Genomic DNA, 17,629 nt, shown 5'->3' with positions numbered 1-17,629 from the left:
GGGAGTGGGAATTCACCCGGACTGGGCAACAGGTTCCGCGACGGCGGAGTGCAGCCCGGCCGTGACGGTGTCGCGGGTGGTGAGGAAGTGGGCCGGATCGGGTTGGTGGACCCGTCGCCAGTAGTCGACGTAGCGCCATGGGCTGTTGGTGACGATCCGCCCACGATCGTTGCGGTAGTAGGTGGTGGTGCCGCCGAAATGCCAGACGGTGTCCGCGAGTGCCTCGTCGAGTTCCCGGTTGTAGGCCTCGTACGCCTCGGGACGAACCTCGATGGTCGCGAGGCGATCGTCGATCATCGCGGCGAGCAATGCGGTCACGTGTTGGATCTGCATCTCCGTCCCGGCGATGACCGTCCCGCCGTGGCCGGTGTTGGTGTTCGGGCCGTACAGGCAGAAGAAGTTGGGGAACCCGGGCACGGTGATCCCGAGATGCGCCCTACCGTCGTCATCGCCCCAGACCTCCCGCAGAGTTCGTCCGTCACGTCCGCGGACCTCGACCGAGCCGAGGACGTCCACCGATCGGAACCCCGTGGCGAGGACGATCACGTCGGCCTCGAAAGTCGTTCCCGCCGTGGTGGCGACACCGCTCGGGGTGATGGTCTCGATCCCGGTGGTGATCAGGTCCACGTTGTCCCGACGCAGGGTGCGGAACCAGCCCGCGTCGATCAGCAGACGCTTTCCGTACGGCGGATAATCGGGAAGGCTCTTCTCCAACAGGTCCGGGCGATCGGACAACTCGCTCTCGATGTATGCGGTGAGCATCGCGCGCAGCCGGTCGTTCCCCTTGTTGATGGCGCGGCCGAGGTGCGGGTAATCGCGATCGACCTGCAGCAGACGCCACACCTTGTCGCCCATGCGCCAGAACAGCCGGGCGCGGTACCACGCCAGATAGAACGGCACGTGTTCGTTCAGCCAGTGTGTCGACGCGCGTACCGCAGCACCTTTCAACGGATGAGGCATCGCCCACTGCGGTGACCGTTGGAAGATACGCACCTGTGCGGCGATATCGGCCGCGGCGGGGACGAACTGCATCGCGCTGGCGCCCGTGCCCACCACGGCGACGCGTTTGCCCCGGAGGTCGAACTCGGGATCCCAACGGGCGGTGTGGAGAACCGGACCGTCGAAGTCCTGGAGTCCCGGAAGGTCCGGGAAGCTCGGCTGGTTCAGCAGTCCGACGGCACTGACGACGGCGGTCGCGGTGAGGTTCTCGGTCTCACCGGTGTGGACCGAACGGACCGTGAGTGTCCACGTCGAGGTGCCGGAGTCGAAGACGGCTGAATCCACCATGGTCGAGAACCGTGTTCGGGCGAGCACGCCGTGCCGCTCGGCCAGATCCTGCCAGTACTCGGCCAGTTCATGCTGGGGAGCGAAGTGACTCGACCAGTCCGGTTTGGGGTCGAAGGACAGCGCGTACAGGTAACTCGGGGTGTCGACGCCGCAGCCCGGATACACGTTCTCGTGCCACGTGCCGCCGACGGCAGTGTTCTTGTCGATCAGGATGTAGTCGATTCCCGCCTGCTCCAGGCGGATCGCCATCGCGAGTCCGGAGATGCCGGCACCGATGACGGCGACCCGGAAACCGTCCGCCGGCGGTGACGACGGTTCGGAGTGGCGTCGGTGGATCCCCATCTCCTCGCCGAGCAGCCGGCCGTAGTCGTCGGGGATCGCTTCGGCCAGCATGACCGACAGGATTCGCGAAAGTCGTTCGGGTGCCGGGGGATCGGACATCATCAGGTCACCGTCACGCCAGGCGCACATTGCCGTGTGTGCTTCCTGTCGGATGCGGGTCGCGAGTTCCGGACCGAAACCACCGCCATCGTGGTCGCCGAGGTCGGGCGGCGGGGTGGGAAGAAACGGCTCACGAATCCAGCGGTCGTCACCGGTGAGCAAGGCCAGCGATCCGAGCAGAATCGGCAGATTCGCTTCCTCGAGCGCCGCTTCGAGCTCCGCGTCGCCGAACTCCGCGTTCGGCCGGAACGAGTTGTCCGGTGCGCCGGACCAATCGGGGCCCGGCCACGGGGGACGTGGTGTCGATGTCCGATGCGGTGCCGATGTCCGATGTGTGGTCATCGTTTCGCCACCACCGGCATGCCGCCCTTGTTCGCGGCGATGTCTGCGTGAACCTCGTCCGGGTTGGCCACGGCCATCTGTTTGTCGGCTCCATCAGGGAGCCTGATCGCGTCGTTGAACTGGCGAAGCATGGCGAAGGCTGCCTTCTCGTCGTCGTGCGGGAGTATCCGCCCGACACGATCGGCGAAGGTGACGAGGGGACTGATGGCCGGCAGAATGTGCCGCCAAGCGGTCTTCTCGACGCCGAGAGCGTCCATCACCTGCGGCGGAATCCACGAGTGCAGCAGTCCGTAAGCGAGTTTCAGCCTTCGTTCGTTCGTCATGAACTTCGCGACCGGCCCCGGCAGGACCTCGACATCGCCGGGCGGGTTCTCGACGCTGTACTCGATGATCGAATGCACGACGTCGTGGCAGAGCTCGTCCGGCGGCAACTCGATGAGAGTGTGCAGATCTGTCTTTCGGCGGGCGTCGTCGTAGTCGGTGTGCAAGATGTCCTCCGGGACACCGATGACATGACCGACATAGCGGCTCAGAGCGAAGATGTCGTCGAGTTCGCGGTCGCTGTAACGGATTCCGGCGGACTGGACGGCATCGGTGAACTTGACACCGAACTGCCCGGCCTGGGTGACCATGCTGTCGAGGTTGTTGATCGGGATGCCCCAGTTCGCCCAGTCCCAGTGGTCCGAGCGCCCGAGGCTGTGACGGACGGCGGCGTGGATCATGCGGACCTTGGCGGTCAGCCGGAACCCTTCCTCGAAGCGCCTCATCCCGCCCGGGGTGTACGCCGCCACCACGTAACGGAAGCTCTCGATGAGTCGCGTCCCGACCTTGTCCTCTTTGCGCAGGCGGCCGCTGAACAGGACCGGGCGCGTGGCGCTGTACATCGAGAACCCGCCGGCGATCGCACCCCAGGCGAGGACCGGCGGGACGATCGGTCCGGCGCGCCAGAACGCGACCGCGCCCCGGTAGAGCTGGTCGAAGTCGACCCACTCGGGGACCCGGTCGAGCTGCTCGAACAGCGCGATCAATCCGGGACTCGGATCGTCCACGGCGTCGATGCCGTACTCGAGCGCCTGGTCGAACGTGCGCCACGTCGAGGTGTACGACGGGTCCTTGAAGTCGAGCATCGCCGCGTACGCGTAGTCGTCGGCGAGGAGTGCGTGGTCGGTCAGCTTCTCGACCAGGCCTCTCCCGTACATGGCTATTGCCTTGTCCTTGTTCGCGATTCGTCCCAGGTCGATCCCGCGGGGCAATCCCGCCGGTACATCCAGGTCGCCGCGAAAAGTCTGCTCGTCCGCCTGTGGTGCTGCGTGGGGTGTCATGTCCTCTTCCTCGCCGAGTGCGTGAAGCGGCCGGTGTGACGGCCGTTACACGGCAGGGTAGACCCGACTGAACACTATGTCTACACTGCATGTCTGGTTAGGTGTCTCGTCGCTGGTGCCACCGGCCGGCGAGCAAGATCCATCAGGAGGAGACAAGCCAATGTCCGGAGTCCCGGCCCACGAGACCGGCGCAGTCGGTTCCGGCGTCGCCGCCGAAGTGCTGCGAGACCTGCTGGCCACGCGCTGGAGCTGCCGCGCATTCCGGCCTACGGCGGTGCCGCGCAACGAGATAGAAGCGATCCTTGACATCGCACGCCGAACCCCCTCCTGGTGCAACACCCAGCCGTGGCACCTGCACATCACGGAGGGCGACGCCACCGGTCGCCTACGGGAAGCACTGCGGGCGCGGGTTGCGTCCGGGGCCGATGTCCGGCCCGACGTCGAGTTCCCGCGGGCCTACGAGGGGGTGTATCGCGAGCGCCGTCGGGAGAGCGGATGGCAGCTGTACGACAGCCTCGGTATCGACCGGGACGATCGGGTGGGTTCGGCGCGACAGACGTTGCGCAACTTCGATTTCTTCGACGCCCCGCACGTTGCCGTGCTCACCACCGACGAAGTCCTGGGCACCTACGGCGCCGTCGACTGCGGGCTCTTCGTCCAGAGTTTTCTGCTCGCGGCGCACAGTCGCGGGGTGGCCGCGATTCCGCAGGCGGCGCTCGCCACTCAGGCACCCCTCCTCCGTGAGCATCTCGGTCTACCCGCTGATCGGCTGGTCCTGCTGGGGATCTCCTTCGGTTACGCGGATGTCGATCACCCGGTCAACGGTTATCGGACACACCGTCAGAGTGTCGACGAGGTCGCGACCTTCGTCGGCGGAGGCCGGCTCGGATGAACCACTTCCATGTCCTGACGCGGGACGGCGTCCGGATCGCGTTCCACGATGTCGGTGACGGGCCGGGTGTGCTGCTCATCCACGGCTGGAGTCTGAGTGGGGAGGTGTGGGATCGGCAGATCCGTGTCCTCGCGGAGAGCGGGCACCGGGTTGTCGCGATGGACCTTCGGGGCCATGGGAACTCGGACGCCCCTCGCGCCGGCTATCACATCGACTCACTCTGCGACGACGCCATCGAGGTCATCGATCAACGCGCCCTCGACCGGGTGGCCCTCGTCGGATGGTCGCTGGGTGGCCTGGTCGCGATGCGATTGGCCTGTCGGCGACCGGATCTCGCGCGTTCCCTGGTACTCGTCGCGTCGAATGGCGTTGCGTCGGCGCGACACGAGACCTTCCCCTTCGGGGTGCCGCCGGAGGGGACGCTCGAGGCGATGCTCGCGGCCGAGCACGCCGACCGCATCTCCTTCCGGCGGAAGGCGGTCGGGGACCCGTTCAAGGGAAGCGACCCGGAACCTTCGGTGCTGGATTGGCTGCACCGCATCTCGCTTCAGACCCCGAGCTGGGCCGCGGGGGCGGCGTTGCGCACCTTGATGACCACCGAGCAGGTCGATCTGCTGGATCGTCTGTCGCTGCCGGTGACGCAGATCGTCGGCGACGCGGACCCGGCGCTCTCGGTGCGCGGTGCCCGGTGGGTGCGGGATCGTCTGGGCGGTGAGCTCGTGGAGCTGGACGCCGGTCACTATCCGATGCTGGAGTGTCCGGACGAATTCGACGAGGCGTTGCTGGCGGGACTCCGGACCGGTGCCGGACTCCGGTCGTGAACGATCGGGTCACCGCCGGCCCCTCCCTGCAGACGACCCTGCAGACGGCGTGTCCGGACATCCACTACCCTTCTCCCATGAGCCAGGGTTCGTTCGCGCGTCGACGCCCCCGTGACCACGACGGGAGTTCCGCGGCGGAGACCGCGGTGTTCGACGCGACCGAGAAATTGCTGGCCAATACATCTCTCCAGGACCTGACGGTGGCGCAGATCCTGGAGGTCGGCGGTTTGTCCCGGGCGAATTTCTACCACTACTTCGCCAACAAGTACGACGTGCTGGTTGCGCTCCTGGGCCGTGTCTTCGACGAGTCGTACGGTCTCGACGCACCGTGGGGGACAGGCCCGGGCCGCGACCGGGCGCGGCGAATGGGGTCGAGTCTCGACCAGACGCTCGAGATGTGGTCGAAGCACGGCGCGGTGATCTGCGCGGTCATCGAGCACATGCACAGCCGACCGGCGGTCGCCGAGGCGTGGCAGCGCATGTTCGAACAGTTCGTGTCCGCTCTGGCGGAACAGATCAGGTTCGAGCGAGCCGAGGGCCGGGCACCTGACGGAGCTCCCGCGGTGATGCTCGCCGCGATGCTGGTCGGTGGCGCCGAGCGTGCCTTCTACGTGAGCACCCGTGGTCTCGATGATCGGTTGCCTGCGGCCGCGAGCGTCACGACGTCGTTGACCGCGATCAACGAGGCGGCCATCTACGGAGGACGCACCCCGGTGAAGGGGCGGCGCGCGAAGGCGAAGGACACCGCGACCGAGGTGACCGCACCGCCGGCCGCGGAACCCGTGGCCGTCGAGGCCGAGACCGCGCGCAACATCTTGAACTCGATGCGCGAGCTGCTGATGACAGAGACCCTCGCCGAGCTGTCGGTGGCGAAGATCCTCAAGCACTCCAACACTTCTCGCGCATCCTTCTACTTCTACTTCCGCAGCAAGGAAGATGCCTTCGTCGTCCTGTTCCGGGAAGCGGCAGCGCACGTCGTCGCCGGGCTCGCCGACATCGTCGAGGTCGACCGGGCGGACCCGTCGGCGCTCATGGGTCAGGTCGACCAGTGGTTGAACGTCGATGGTCACGCGGGGGCGGTCATCAAGAACGCCGTGCACGAGTGGCCGCGCCTGCCCGACCTGCGTGTCGAATACCTGGCGGCGATGAGTGCGATGGAGACCGTGCTCGAGTCGATCATCCTCGCCGATCGGAAGCGAGGTCTCGCGCCCGCCGGGCCGCCCGTTCGTGAGTACGCGGCGACCCTGTTGTGGACGATCGAACGCACGATTGCCGGTTCGCTGGCCGGGGAGGCCCATCTCGGCGACCGTGCCGCCGTCACGGAGATGGTCACACGATTCGTCTTCGCAGCGATCTACGGACGTCGCTGACCGCGCTGCACAACGCGACGCAGGGGGGTTCGAAAACCCTCCTGCCGAGTCGATTTCGGATTCTTCCGGCCGTACTCCCGGTGATCGGCGGTGGAATCGTGCGTGACGCACATCGATCGAACCCGGGATCTGCACTGCCATTTTTGTGATTGACGTCACGTCTGAACACTATGTATGCTCACGGTATCTAGCCGGCCCACGGTGGGCTGTCGGCACCCCGCGAAGAAACCGGAGTCATCGATGAGTGTTACCCAGATCCCAGCCGGCTCGACCACCGCCGGTATCGAGGACGAACTCGATTGTGCCCGCGCGGCTTTCACGAGTGGGCGCACGAGGCCGCTGTCCTGGCGGGTGGCTCAGCTCGAGGGGTTGTTGCGATTCATCGACGACTGCGAGGCCGGTATCGCGGCCGCGGTGCGCGCCGATCTCGGGCGAGACCCGATGGCGACGTTCATGGCCGACATCGCGCCTGTCCGGCACGAGATCCGGCACACGCTTGCGAACCTGGCGCAGTGGATGAAGCCGGAGAGGGTTCGGGTGAGTGCGGCGACCGCGCCGGGTAAAGCGTGGATTGTCCCGGAGCCCAGGGGAGTTGCTCTCATCCTCGGCGCCTGGAACTTCCCGATCCTGCTGACCCTTCATCCACTGGTGAGTTGTCTGGCAGCGGGGAACGCCGCGGTCGTGAAGCCGTCGGAGATCTCCGCCGCGACCGCGAGATTGCTCTCGGAGCAGCTGCCGCGGTACGTCGATGCCGAGGCGGTTCGCCTCGTGCTGGGTGACGCGGAGGTCAGCGCATCGCTGGCCGGGCGGCCGTTCGATCACACGTTCTTCACCGGTTCGACGCCGGTGGGCCGTGCGGTCATGGCGGCGAGCGCTCGCAATCTGACCCCGGTGACGCTCGAGTTGGGCGGTAAGAGCCCGGTGATCGTGGCCTCCGACGCCGATGTGGACGTCGCCGCTCGGCGGATCGCCTGGGCCAAGGCGGTGAACGCCGGCCAGGCGTGTACCGCTCCCGACTACGTGCTGGTGGAGGAGTCGGTGCGACCGGCGCTCGTCGAGCGGTTGCTGGCGGAACTGCCGCTGCGCGGGGCCCAGGACAGCACCCGGATCGTGAACGACCGGCATGTCGCCCGACTGCGGCGCATCCTGTCGACGCATGGCGGCGAGCAGTACGGCGGCGCGATCGACGAGGCGAGGCGGATCGTCGCGCCGGCGCTCGTCACCGACCCGGATCCGGACTCCGAACTGATGCAGGAGGAGATCTTCGGTCCGGTGCTCCCCCTGGTGTCGGTGCCCGACCTCGACTCCGCGATCGAGTTCGTCAACGCCCGACCCAAACCGCTCGCCCTCTATCTGTTCACCCGGTCGAGCGCTGTGGAGGATCTCGTGGTGAGTCGGACCTCGTCGGGGTCGGTTGCGGTCAATCACCTCCTGTACCAACTCCTGGTGCCGGAACTCCCGTTCGGCGGCGTGGGGGCCTCCGGGATGGGCAGCTATCACGGCCGCCACGGATTCGACACCTTCAGCCATCGGAAAGCGGTGTTGAGCAAGCCGTCCCGTCCGGATCTGCCGCTCGCCTACCCGCCATACGGCCGGAGGGTGGAGAGGGTGCTCAGGAAGCTGATGGGATAGCCGGCCACCCGAACGGCCGGCGAGTGGTCGGTCGGGACGCCGACGGGCCGCGTGCAGAATGTACGCGGCCTGCTGGTCCATGTCATCGCCCGGTCGACGACAATCTAACATCGATAGGTAGCGATTTACCCTTAAGTCACGCGACTATCAGCGGTTTTCGCCGGTCCAGACAGCTTTGAGCTGCTGACACTTGACAGCTAACGTCTCATGTCTGCTAGCCTGATCCAGGCTTCAAGTGGTGGGCATCACACCAAGCCACCTAACGGCGTTAGGCCACAAGAGATGCCCGACGTCGGGGAAGACGCTTCGGAGGTCCTCTTGACGACACCGGTGCGCGGGTCAGCCCGAGAACCACGCCCGGGGTCGTGGGACCCGTTTCGGCATCGGCTCAGACGTGTCACCACTCGCAAGAATTCGAGAGGACCGTGATGACTGTCAGTGCTCTGGGAGGGCGCAGTCCGGGAATCAGATCTGCCGAGGCGCTCCGCAAGGTCGTCGCCGGCGTGATCGACCGGATCAGTCGCAGTCTGGCGACCATCGGTCGTTCGGCGCGACTGGCCGGGGAGATGATCCGGTTCGCGATCACCGACACCTTGACCCTCCGCCTGGCCGGCGGTGAGGTGATCGATCAGATGTGGAAGCTCTTCAAGGTCACCGCGCTGCCTGCCCTGCTGATGGCGGTTCCGATCGGCGCCGAGGTGTCGGTCCAGGTCGGTGGCGTCATGGACCAGGTCGGTGCCAACTCCCTCGCCGGCGCGGCGTCGGGGCTGGGCGTGGTGAACCAGGGTGCGCCGATGGCCGCCGGCCTCCTCATGAGTGGTGCCGCCGCCTCCGCGATCGCCTCCGACCTCGGTGCGCGGTCGATCCGCGAGGAGATCGAGGCGATGCGGGTGATCGGGGTGAACCCGGTCCAGCGGCTCATCGTGCCGAGGTTCCTGGCGATGCTCGCCATCGCCCCGGCGCTCTGCGTGATGATCATCGCGTCCGGCGTCGGCGCCGGGCTGGCGATCGCGGCGAACGTCAACGACGTTGTCCCGGCGAGCTTCTGGCAGTCCTTCGGGACATTCGCGACCCCGACCGACCTGGTGTTCTCGGTGCTGAAGGCGGTGCTGTTCGCCTTCATCGTGGTGGTCATCGCCAGCCTGCGCGGCCTCGAGGCCAAAGGCGGTCCGAAAGGCGTGGCCAACGCGGTCAACGCCTCGGTGGTCCTCAGTGTCCTGTGCATTTTCATGACGAACATGGCGGTCAGTCAGCTGCAGGCCATGTTCTTCCCGGCCCAACTGGCGTGAGGCGCAGATGACTACAGGTAGTACGACGGCCACCACGGGTATCACCCGTCTGGGCCGATCGATGAACGAGCGGCTCACCACGGCGATCGCGACCTTCGGTCAGATCGTGGTGTTCGTGGGCAAGACCTTCGCCCTGCTGCCGACGACGATCCGCCACTACCGCAAGCAGACGTTCAAGACCATGAACGACATGGCTTGGGGCAGCGGCTCGATCATCGTCGACGGCGGTGTGGTCAGCCTGATGTTCTTCCTCGGCATCGCGGTCGGCTCGGTCGTCGCGATCATGGCGTTCATGGCGTTCGACCTCCTGGGGTTCGGCGCGCTGACCGGCATCATCAACTCCTTCGGCAACATCCGCGTGGTGGCGCCGATCATCACCGGGATCGGCTTCGCCGCGCAGGCCGGGTGCCGCATGACCGCCGAGATCGGCGCCATGCGGATCTCCGAGGAGATCGACGCGACCGAGACCATGGGTCTGCGGGCCATCCCGTTCGTGGTGGGAACCCGCCTCATCGGCGGCATGCTCGTGGTGCTGCCGAGCTACCTGATGGCGCTGGTCGTCAGCTTCATCACCGGCGGCCTGATCGTGAAACTGTTCCACGAGCAGCCAGAGGGAACCTACGACCACTACTTCGCGCAGTTCATCTCGATACCGGACCTGCTCGCATCGGTCGCCAAAGCGCTCATCTTCTGCGCGGTGATCACCATCATCCATTGCTACTACGGCTATTTCGCATCCGGCGGGCCGGCAGGCGTCGGCGCCGCATCCGGGCGCGCCATCCGTGCGAGCCTGGTCGCCATCGTCGTTCTCAATTTCCTCATGACCGTGGCCATCTGGGGCCTCAATCCGGTCCTTCCGTTCAGGGGTTGACGTGTCGGTAAACAGCAGTCAGGACTTTCTCCGAGGAGACGTCCGGGGACAATCCCGGACGCTGGTCATCGCCGGCCTGTCGGCACTGGTCGTGATCGCGCTCGTCGTCGCGGTGTTCGCGGTGGTCTATCCCCGTGCGACCGCGCCGAAGGGAACCGATCTCCACCTGGTCTTGCCGGCACTGGGGCCGGGTGTGGAGAACGGGAGCAGGGTGTTGCTCCGCGGGGCCGAGGTCGGTGAGGTCTCCGGCATCGACTCCTCCGAACCCGGGGTCGTCCATGTGGACGTGGTCCTCGACGATCAGGCCGCCGGCAGCCTCACCGATTCCTTCGAGCTCGACTACCGGCCGCAGAACTACTTCGGCATCACCGCGGTGAATCTCGTTGCCATGCCCGGTGGTTCACAGCTGCGCAGCGGGCAGACCGTGCGTCGCGAGGCCGCCCCGGACTTCACCATGTCGACGATGATCGAGCGCAGTTCGATCGTCGTGGACGGCACCCTGACGCGCGAGATGATCGACAGCCTCGACGAGGTGATGCGGTACGCCAACGGTCTCTCGCCGCTGATCGAGTCGGCGGTGATCTTCACCGACACGGTCGCACGCACACAGCGTCAGATGCCGAGCACACTGCTGGGCAAGATGAATGACCTCGCCGAGGCCTTCCCGGGCTTCAACCGCGAGGCGATGAAGAGCCTCGACGCGATCAGCAACAACGTCCTGAACAAGTTGCCGGATGGCTCACGCGGCGTGGACGAGGCCTACCACGACCTGATGGACCGCTCGCTCACCGTGGCTTCGACCGGCTTGTTCGGCGCCATCGGCACCCTGCTCGCCTCGCATGCCACGGATTTGACGCCGGGGGTGACCGCGATCAAGTACCTGGTCGACCCCGTGCCGCAGATGATCGGCGGTGGTGCATCGATGGCAAAGACACGAAAGGCAATCGAACAGTTGCGCAACACGTTCAAGGGCAACGACGAGGCCAAGACCCTGCAGGTCCGACTGCTCCTCGACACCGTTCCCGCCGTAGCGGGTCCGCTGGCCACGATGGGCGTCGTCGACGGCCCGAGTCGCGGAGGTAACTGATGCTGACCTCTCGAAGTACGCTCTTCGCCGGCATCAAGGTTCTCGTCGTCGCGGTGATCACCGTCCTGTTGTTCATCCTGGTGATCAACGCGATGCGTAATCCGGTCGACGCGCAGGTGGTGAAGTACCGTGCCGACTTCACCGACGCATCGGGTCTGCACGAGAACGGTGACGTCCGCTTCCGCGGCAAGCGCATCGGCAAGATCACCTCGGTGGACCTGCAGCACGATGTCGACGGAAAGCCCTTTGCCCGAGTCGAATTCACGATGGAAGACCAGCAGAAGCTGACGTCGACCACGAAGCTCGCCATCAAGTACCAGAACCTCACCGGTGTGCGATACCTCGATGTCCGTCCCGGGGACACCCCGGGGCAGATGGTCAGTCATGTGCCGACCTCTCAGACAGTGCCGTCCTTCGACATCACCGGTCTGTTCAACGGACTCCAGCCGGTGCTGACGACGATGGATGCCGACGAGGTCAACCAGTTCAGCGAGAACGCGATCGCGCTGCTGCAGGGCGACGGTTCCGGTCTCGGACCGATGCTCGACAGCACGCAGAAGCTGGCGAACTTCGCCAAGGACCGTCAGCAGCTGATCTCCACTCTCACCGCCAATCTCGCGCGCATCGCCGACACCATGGGTGGACGTTCGCCCCAGGTCATGGGCTTCCTGGAAGCGGTGGACCTGCCCATCAGCAACGCGATGACGGTGCTCGACGAGTTCGCCGTGACGGCCAGCGCGGGTCCGGCCCTGTTCGAACCCGTCGAGCGTCTCCTGGTGGCATTGGGCATCAACGAGCAGTTCAACGTCGACGAGTTCCTCCAGACCTCGTTCAAGTCGATGCAGGAGGCGCTGAACTCCTTCCAGCTCATGCCGAATGCGCTCGCCGGCCTGCGGGGCATCGACACCCGCGCGTCGTTCTCGAAGCAGTGCGCGCACGGACGTGCGCAGATCCCCGCCGATGTCCGTGTGCTCATGAGTGGTAGCGAGGTGGTCCTGTGCCAGCGATGAAGAAGAGCCGGTTGCATCGGTTCTCGACACACGACGGCGTGCTCGGCGCGCTGGTGCTGCTCGTCGTCGCGGCGCTCCTGGGCACCCTCGCGGTCATCTACCTGCGTCCGCCGGGCCAGAAGACGATCACCTTCGAGGTCACCGACGCATCGGCCATCGAACCGGGAGAAGACGTCCGGGTCGCCGGCATCAGCGTCGGGAAGGTGAGCGAGGTGACCCTCGAGCCGGACCGGGTCAAGGTGACGGCACGAATCGACGAGAAGACCTTCGTCGGTGATCAGACGCGACTCGAGGTCCGGATGCTCACCCCGGTGGGCGGTTACGCGATCACGATGATCCCGATGGGCCGGCAAGAGCTGTCCACACCCATTCCGGCCGAACGGGTCACCGTTCCCTACTCGATCGGCGACGTCATCCAGGCGGTGCCCAGCACCACCGACGAGGTCGACGCCGGAGAGGTCAACTCGAATCTCGATCAGGTCGCGAAGGCGCTCGGCTCCAACGACACCTCGCTGCGGTCCATCGTGGACGGTCTGGAGTCGGTCACCGAGGTCTTCGACAAGCAGCGCGGGCAGGTCCACCAGATCGCCGGGCTGGCCGCGGAGTACCTCCAGACCTTCAACGGCAACCGGGAGTTCGTCTTCGAACTCATCCGCAAGATCGACATGGTCGTCAGCACCTATCACGTGAACTCGGCGGGCTTCAACTACGCCTACAAGCTGTTCGCGAACGTGCTGTACAAGCTGTCTCCGTTCATGCGCTTCTACCTCGGCCACAGCGATCTGGTCGCCCAGCAGGTGAACCAGATGAAGGACACCATCATCCGGCTCCAGCAGCAGCTCGGACCGGCCATCGACGGCCTGGTCTCCACACGGAAACAACTGGCGCAGTGGATCACTCCGCAGGGCATGCGCGAGGTCGGCGGCGGCGCGCTGTGGACCGAGAACGTGTGCATTCCGATACCGGGAAGGAACTGCTGATGAGGCGCATCGTCAACGGCTTCGGAGGAAGCCGATCGAACCGGCGGCGCACGGTCGTCGCGGTGGGGACCGTCGCGGCGATCCTGGCCGTGGTCACGACGGTCGGGTTGAGCACGGCCTCCGCTCGTGACGTCGGACCCGGCTCCGCCGGCGGCGACGGCTTCTGTGCCGACATCTCGGACACGATCGGTCTGTATGTGGGGAACCCGGTCACCCAGATGGGTATCCCGGTCGGCAAGGTCGAGAAGATCGAGAACCGCGGCACCCATGCGCGGGTCACCTTCTCGCTGGAACCGGGACGGCAGTACCCGGCCGACGTCAAAGCGGTCACTAGGTCGAAGTCTCTCCTGGCGGATCGCAATCTGGAACTCGTCGGCAACTATGCCGGCGGTCCGACACTCGTCGAAGGCGGATGCATCGGCGTCGACCGAGCCTTCACCCCGAAGAGCATCTCCGAGGTCGCCGGATCGGCGTCGGACTTCCTGAAGGCTCTGTCGGACAACGGCGGTGACGATCTGGAGAAGGTCCTCGAGGGTGCCGACCGGGCGTTCGCCGGGACCGGATCGCAGGCGGCGAAGATGTTCTCCAACGCCGCGCGTGCCGCCCAGAATCCCGACGCGTTCATCGCCGACATCGGGTCGTCGATCCGCGACATGGCCCCGCTCACCGATTCCGCGGTGCGCAACTGGGACCAGATCATGTCGATCATGAACCAGGCGCCGAACGTCTCGGCGCTGGGCACCACCCTGTTCTACGACGTCGCCAGGTTCTGTCAGGGCGTCGGCTGGACCATCGCCCTGCTGTACGACATCCAGCGCAACTACGGCGACGACATCCTGTGGCCGCTGCTGCACGGACCGGTCGAGGACATCGTCGCCTACGGTGCACAGCGTGCTCCGGAACTCAAGGAACTCCTCGGGGTCACGCCGTCGATCGCGGCGGCGATGCGTGAGCAGGAGTCCGCCGCGGGTGCGCTGTCGGTGCCGTACGTCGCACCGAAGGTCGCGGTCAGCAAGGCCGAGTGCAAGGCCCTCGGTGGAGCGTGCGACCAGGAGAAGGGCGGCACCACCTCGGTCAACCCGTTGTCGATCCTGTTGCAGAAGGCTGGTTTCTAGATGAGTGCGAAGAGAATCCTCGTCGCGGTGGTCGCCGTCTGCGCGATCGTCGTGGGTCTCACCGGCTGCTCGTCGCTGAGCCCGAATCGCCTACCGTCGGTGAAGAGCAGTGTGCCGCTGGACTATCGGGTGACGCTCCAGTTCACCAGTGTGCTGAACCTGCCGGACGGCGCCGACGTGATGATGAACGGCATCCAGGTCGGACGGGTCGAGTCGACGAATACCACCCGGGACGGCGTCGATGTCGTCGTCGGACTGACCGACGACCGCGCGGTGCCCGCTGACTCGAGCGCGATCATCCGGCAGAACACGCCCCTCGGTGACACCTACCTGGCCATCGAGCCGCCGGCCCGCAACGGTTCCGGCGAGTATCTCCGGGACGGCAGCGTCATCCCTGTCGACCGGACGACGTCACCGCCACCGCTCGAGGACACCATCGCCGTCCTCGCGTACTTCGTGAACGGCGGCAGCATCCAGAAGGTGCAGGACACGATGGCAACCCTGAACCGCACGATGCCGCCGGTCGGCGATGTCCGCAAGATCGCCGCGACCGTGTCGAAGGATCTCGATGACCTGGCCCGGAACACCGCCGAGCTCGAACGAACCATCAACGCGCTCAACGCCGTATCCCAGTCCTTCGACGACAGCCGGGTTCAGATCGATCACGTTTTCTCCGATCAGGGCCTGCACTACTGGAAGACCGTGGCCAAATCGCTGGTCGCGCACATCAGTACGCTGCTGCCGTCGGTGGGGTCGGTGTTCACCGGTGGCCTGTTCCTGGTGCCGTTGCTGAACTCCCTCGCCGACACCGGCGAGGCCGGACGCGGTATGTGGGACCAGGCACCGTCCACCGGCGCCGCGATGGCGAAGTTCCTCGAGAACACGCTCATCCCGTTCGCCAAGAACCCCTCGGTCAACGTCTCGTCCGTCCGCGTGACCGCCACGGACAGTGGGTCGGTCCGCACCGCGGGTAAGAAGCAGCTCCTCGGGGACACCAAGCTGCTGCTGAGCATGCTGGGAGCCATCCGATGATCACGAAGACCCGAGTGTCCGTGGTGGCCATGCTCGCGCTGGCCGCCCTGTCGATCGCCTACATCCTCAATGTCGGGCTGCACATCAAGTCGCCGTCGGCGAAACACGCGACGATCACCGTGCCCGACACCAACGGCATCCTGGTCGGTTCCCGTGTCCTGTTGCGCGGCATCGAGATCGGGCACGTCACCTCGATCCGGCAGGCTGCCGACGGGGCCCAGATCACCTGGGACTACGACGAATCCGAGAACGTTCCGGTCGCTTCGACCTTTCGGGTCGACAACCTCTCGGCGCTCGGCGAGGCATACGTGGCCGTGATGCCCAACACCGCCGGCGGTCCGTACCTGAAGGACAACGCACTCGTCGACGGCGACAGTGTGTCCAGTTCGGCCACGTTCAAGGAACTCTCCGAGCGGGTGACCGAGGTGCTGGGACAGACCGACCCGGACAAGGTTCAGCGGGTGTTCGCCGAACTCGACCTCGGTCTGCCCGACGGGATGGAGGTCATCGAGGACCTCAACCGCGCCGGTCGGCTCCTGACGTCCGAGTTCACCCAGCAGACGGATCAGCTCACGACGCTGCTGGCCACCATGCAGCCGCTGCTGATGCGGTCCACACCGCTGCCCGCCCTGCTGCGTGCGACCGCACCGAACCTGGAAGGATTCGGCTTGGGTTTCTCGGCGATGGAATCCGGGACCAAGGACGCGATCGACTGGAGTGGCCCTATGTACACCGGTATCACCACCGGCGCATCACCACTTGTCGCCGCTCTGCAGAAGTTCCTCGATGACAGCGGAGCGGATCTGAAGGTGATCGGCGACAATCTGTTGCCCGCAGCCCAGTCCGGTGCGGCGTCACTGCGGACCGTCGACATGGGGCGTTTCCTGGACAACCTGCTGAACGCAACGGATTCGGGGTCGCTCGACGTCAAGATCCCGGTGGGAGGTCGATGATGTCGCGTCGAAGACAAGCGGGACGGGCGTAGCCCCGTCGTCGACCCTGTTGACCACCAACCCATCACCTGAGAGAGACTCCCATGAAGACCGACAGCCGCGCCGACCAGCACGACACCACCACCGACGAACTCACCACCGACGACCTCACCACCGAGGCCACCGCCGCCGACACGACTGCCGGCGAGGCGGTGGAGGGCCCTGAGAGCAAGGCCACCGAGAGCAAGGCCACCGGGGAGAAGAAGTCCGCCGAGACGAAGGGTACGCCGAAGTCCGGTCTGTCCGCGCGTTCGGTGTCGCTGCGTTCCGTTCTCATCGGCGCGGTCGCCGTCCTGGTCGTCGCCGGGGTGGCGTTGATGGGTTGGCAGCTGTGGAGCACGTCGAACGAGGTCGACGATCTCCAGGCGGCGTCGGCCGACCGGGCCAAGGCCGAGCAGGTCGCCCTCGACTACGCCCAGGGTGCCGCGAACATGAGCTTCGAGAACCCGGAGGACTGGCGCGGCCGCCTCACCAAGGGGACCTCGCCGGAACTGTCCGAGCGCCTTCGCCAGGCGTCCACCCAGATGGAACAGCTGCTGCGTCCGCTGCAGTGGTCCTCGACCTCGGAACCCATCGCGGCCAAGGTCGAATCGGTCGACGGTGACACCTACCAGGTGGTGGCCTTCGTGAACGTTCGCACGAAGAACGTGCAGGCCCCGTCGGGCATCGAGTCGACGGCCACCTACCGGATCACCCTGGACAAGAGCCAGGACTGGCTCATCACCGCCATCAGCAGCACCGGGTCGAACCTGGATGCGAACGACGGCGAGGCCCCGGCACCGGCACAGCCCGCGCCGGCACAGCAGGCACCCGGTCAGCCCGCACCCGCGGTCCCGGGCAACTGAACGCGACCACGAGGACAGGGGAAACGTCATGGGTGTTGAGGTCAGTGTCGAGAATCTGACGAAGTCGTTTGGTTCGCAGAATATCTGGCGTGATGTCACGCTGACGCTCCCAGCGGGTGAGGTGTCTGCGCTGCTGGGTCCGTCGGGTACCGGTAAGTCGGTGTTCTTGAAGACGTTGATCGGGTTGCTGCATCCCGAGCAGGGGTCGGTGATCATCGATGGCACCGATATCACGCAGTGTTCGGCCAAAGAGCTCTATGAGATCCGGACGTTGTTCGGTGTGCTGTTCCAGGATGGTGCG

At 65.8% G+C, this 17,629-nt stretch carries 16 protein-coding genes; 14 read left to right on the top strand and 2 right to left on the bottom strand.

Annotation, left to right across the window (positions count from 1 at the left end; genetic code table 11):
• Positions 1 to 12: 12 nt before the first annotated feature.
• Positions 13 to 2,070, bottom strand: a complete 2,058-nt coding sequence (locus tag NWF34_RS15315; protein WP_024500241.1) for an NAD(P)/FAD-dependent oxidoreductase — start codon at positions 2,068 to 2,070, stop codon at positions 13 to 15.
• Entirely contained in the window at positions 2,067 to 3,392 is a 1,326-nt protein-coding gene (locus NWF34_RS15310) for an oxygenase MpaB family protein (RefSeq protein WP_096272940.1), read from the bottom strand. The genes NWF34_RS15315 and NWF34_RS15310 overlap by 4 nt, the downstream gene beginning before the upstream one ends.
• A gap of 160 nt (positions 3,393 to 3,552) precedes the next feature.
• Here NWF34_RS15310 and NWF34_RS15305 point away from each other — a divergent pair, with 160 nt between their 5' ends.
• The 14 genes from NWF34_RS15305 to NWF34_RS15240 all read left to right on the top strand — a co-directional run.
• Entirely contained in the window at positions 3,553 to 4,284 is a 732-nt protein-coding gene (locus NWF34_RS15305; RefSeq protein ID WP_096272942.1) for a nitroreductase, read from the top strand.
• The gene (locus tag NWF34_RS15300) at positions 4,281 to 5,105 is read left to right on the top strand and encodes an alpha/beta fold hydrolase (RefSeq protein WP_096272944.1); all 825 of its coding nucleotides are present in this window, start codon (positions 4,281 to 4,283) and stop codon (positions 5,103 to 5,105) included. Before NWF34_RS15305 ends, NWF34_RS15300 begins: the two co-directional genes overlap by 4 nt.
• A 77-nt stretch (positions 5,106 to 5,182) precedes the next feature.
• Complete coding sequence (locus tag NWF34_RS15295) at positions 5,183 to 6,475, top strand: TetR/AcrR family transcriptional regulator (RefSeq protein WP_096274888.1); 1,293 nt, start codon at positions 5,183 to 5,185, stop codon at positions 6,473 to 6,475.
• 174 nt (positions 6,476 to 6,649) lie between these two features.
• Positions 6,650 to 8,107 carry an aldehyde dehydrogenase family protein gene (locus tag NWF34_RS15290; RefSeq protein ID WP_258325428.1) on the top strand — a complete coding sequence of 486 codons (1,458 nt, stop codon included), beginning with the start codon at positions 6,650 to 6,652 and terminating at the stop codon, positions 8,105 to 8,107.
• A 428-nt stretch (positions 8,108 to 8,535) separates the two neighbouring features.
• A complete protein-coding gene (locus tag NWF34_RS15285) occupies positions 8,536 to 9,396 on the top strand; it encodes an ABC transporter permease (RefSeq protein ID WP_096272949.1) in 861 nt (286 codons plus the stop codon).
• 61 nt (positions 9,397 to 9,457) lie between these two features.
• Positions 9,458 to 10,267, top strand: coding sequence for an ABC transporter permease (locus NWF34_RS15280; RefSeq protein WP_232513108.1), 810 nt, complete (start codon positions 9,458 to 9,460; stop codon positions 10,265 to 10,267).
• Position 10,268: 1 nt separating this feature from the next.
• Positions 10,269 to 11,354, top strand: coding sequence for a mammalian cell entry protein (locus tag NWF34_RS15275; RefSeq protein WP_258325427.1), 1,086 nt, complete (start codon positions 10,269 to 10,271; stop codon positions 11,352 to 11,354).
• A 2-nt stretch (positions 11,355 to 11,356) separates the two neighbouring features.
• Positions 11,357 to 12,364 (top strand): MlaD family protein, encoded by a 1,008-nt coding sequence (locus tag NWF34_RS15270; protein ID WP_096274890.1) that lies wholly within the window; start codon positions 11,357 to 11,359, stop codon positions 12,362 to 12,364.
• Complete coding sequence (locus tag NWF34_RS15265) at positions 12,361 to 13,344, top strand: MlaD family protein (RefSeq protein ID WP_096272953.1); 984 nt, start codon at positions 12,361 to 12,363, stop codon at positions 13,342 to 13,344. The genes NWF34_RS15270 and NWF34_RS15265 overlap by 4 nt, the downstream gene beginning before the upstream one ends.
• Complete coding sequence (locus NWF34_RS15260; RefSeq protein WP_096272955.1) at positions 13,344 to 14,459, top strand: MlaD family protein; 1,116 nt, start codon at positions 13,344 to 13,346, stop codon at positions 14,457 to 14,459. Before NWF34_RS15265 ends, NWF34_RS15260 begins: the two co-directional genes overlap by 1 nt.
• Positions 14,460 to 15,491 carry an MlaD family protein gene (locus tag NWF34_RS15255; RefSeq protein ID WP_096272958.1) on the top strand — a complete coding sequence of 344 codons (1,032 nt, stop codon included), beginning with the start codon at positions 14,460 to 14,462 and terminating at the stop codon, positions 15,489 to 15,491.
• Complete coding sequence (locus NWF34_RS15250) at positions 15,488 to 16,444, top strand: MlaD family protein (RefSeq protein ID WP_096272960.1); 957 nt, start codon at positions 15,488 to 15,490, stop codon at positions 16,442 to 16,444. Before NWF34_RS15255 ends, NWF34_RS15250 begins: the two co-directional genes overlap by 4 nt.
• Positions 16,445 to 16,527: 83 nt before the next feature.
• Positions 16,528 to 17,328, top strand: a complete 801-nt coding sequence (locus NWF34_RS15245; RefSeq protein WP_096272962.1) for a hypothetical protein — start codon at positions 16,528 to 16,530, stop codon at positions 17,326 to 17,328.
• Positions 17,329 to 17,356: 28 nt separating this feature from the next.
• The coding region (locus NWF34_RS15240; protein WP_258325426.1) for an ATP-binding cassette domain-containing protein at positions 17,357 to 17,629 on the top strand (273 nt) is incomplete at its 3' end.

The sequence above is a fragment of the Gordonia sp. GONU genome, assembly GCF_024733855.1.
Classification (GTDB): Bacteria; Actinomycetota; Actinomycetes; order Mycobacteriales; family Mycobacteriaceae; genus Gordonia; species Gordonia amicalis.
The sequence above is the reverse complement of the archived record's forward strand: the minus strand, read 5'-3'. Positions and strand labels throughout refer to the sequence as shown.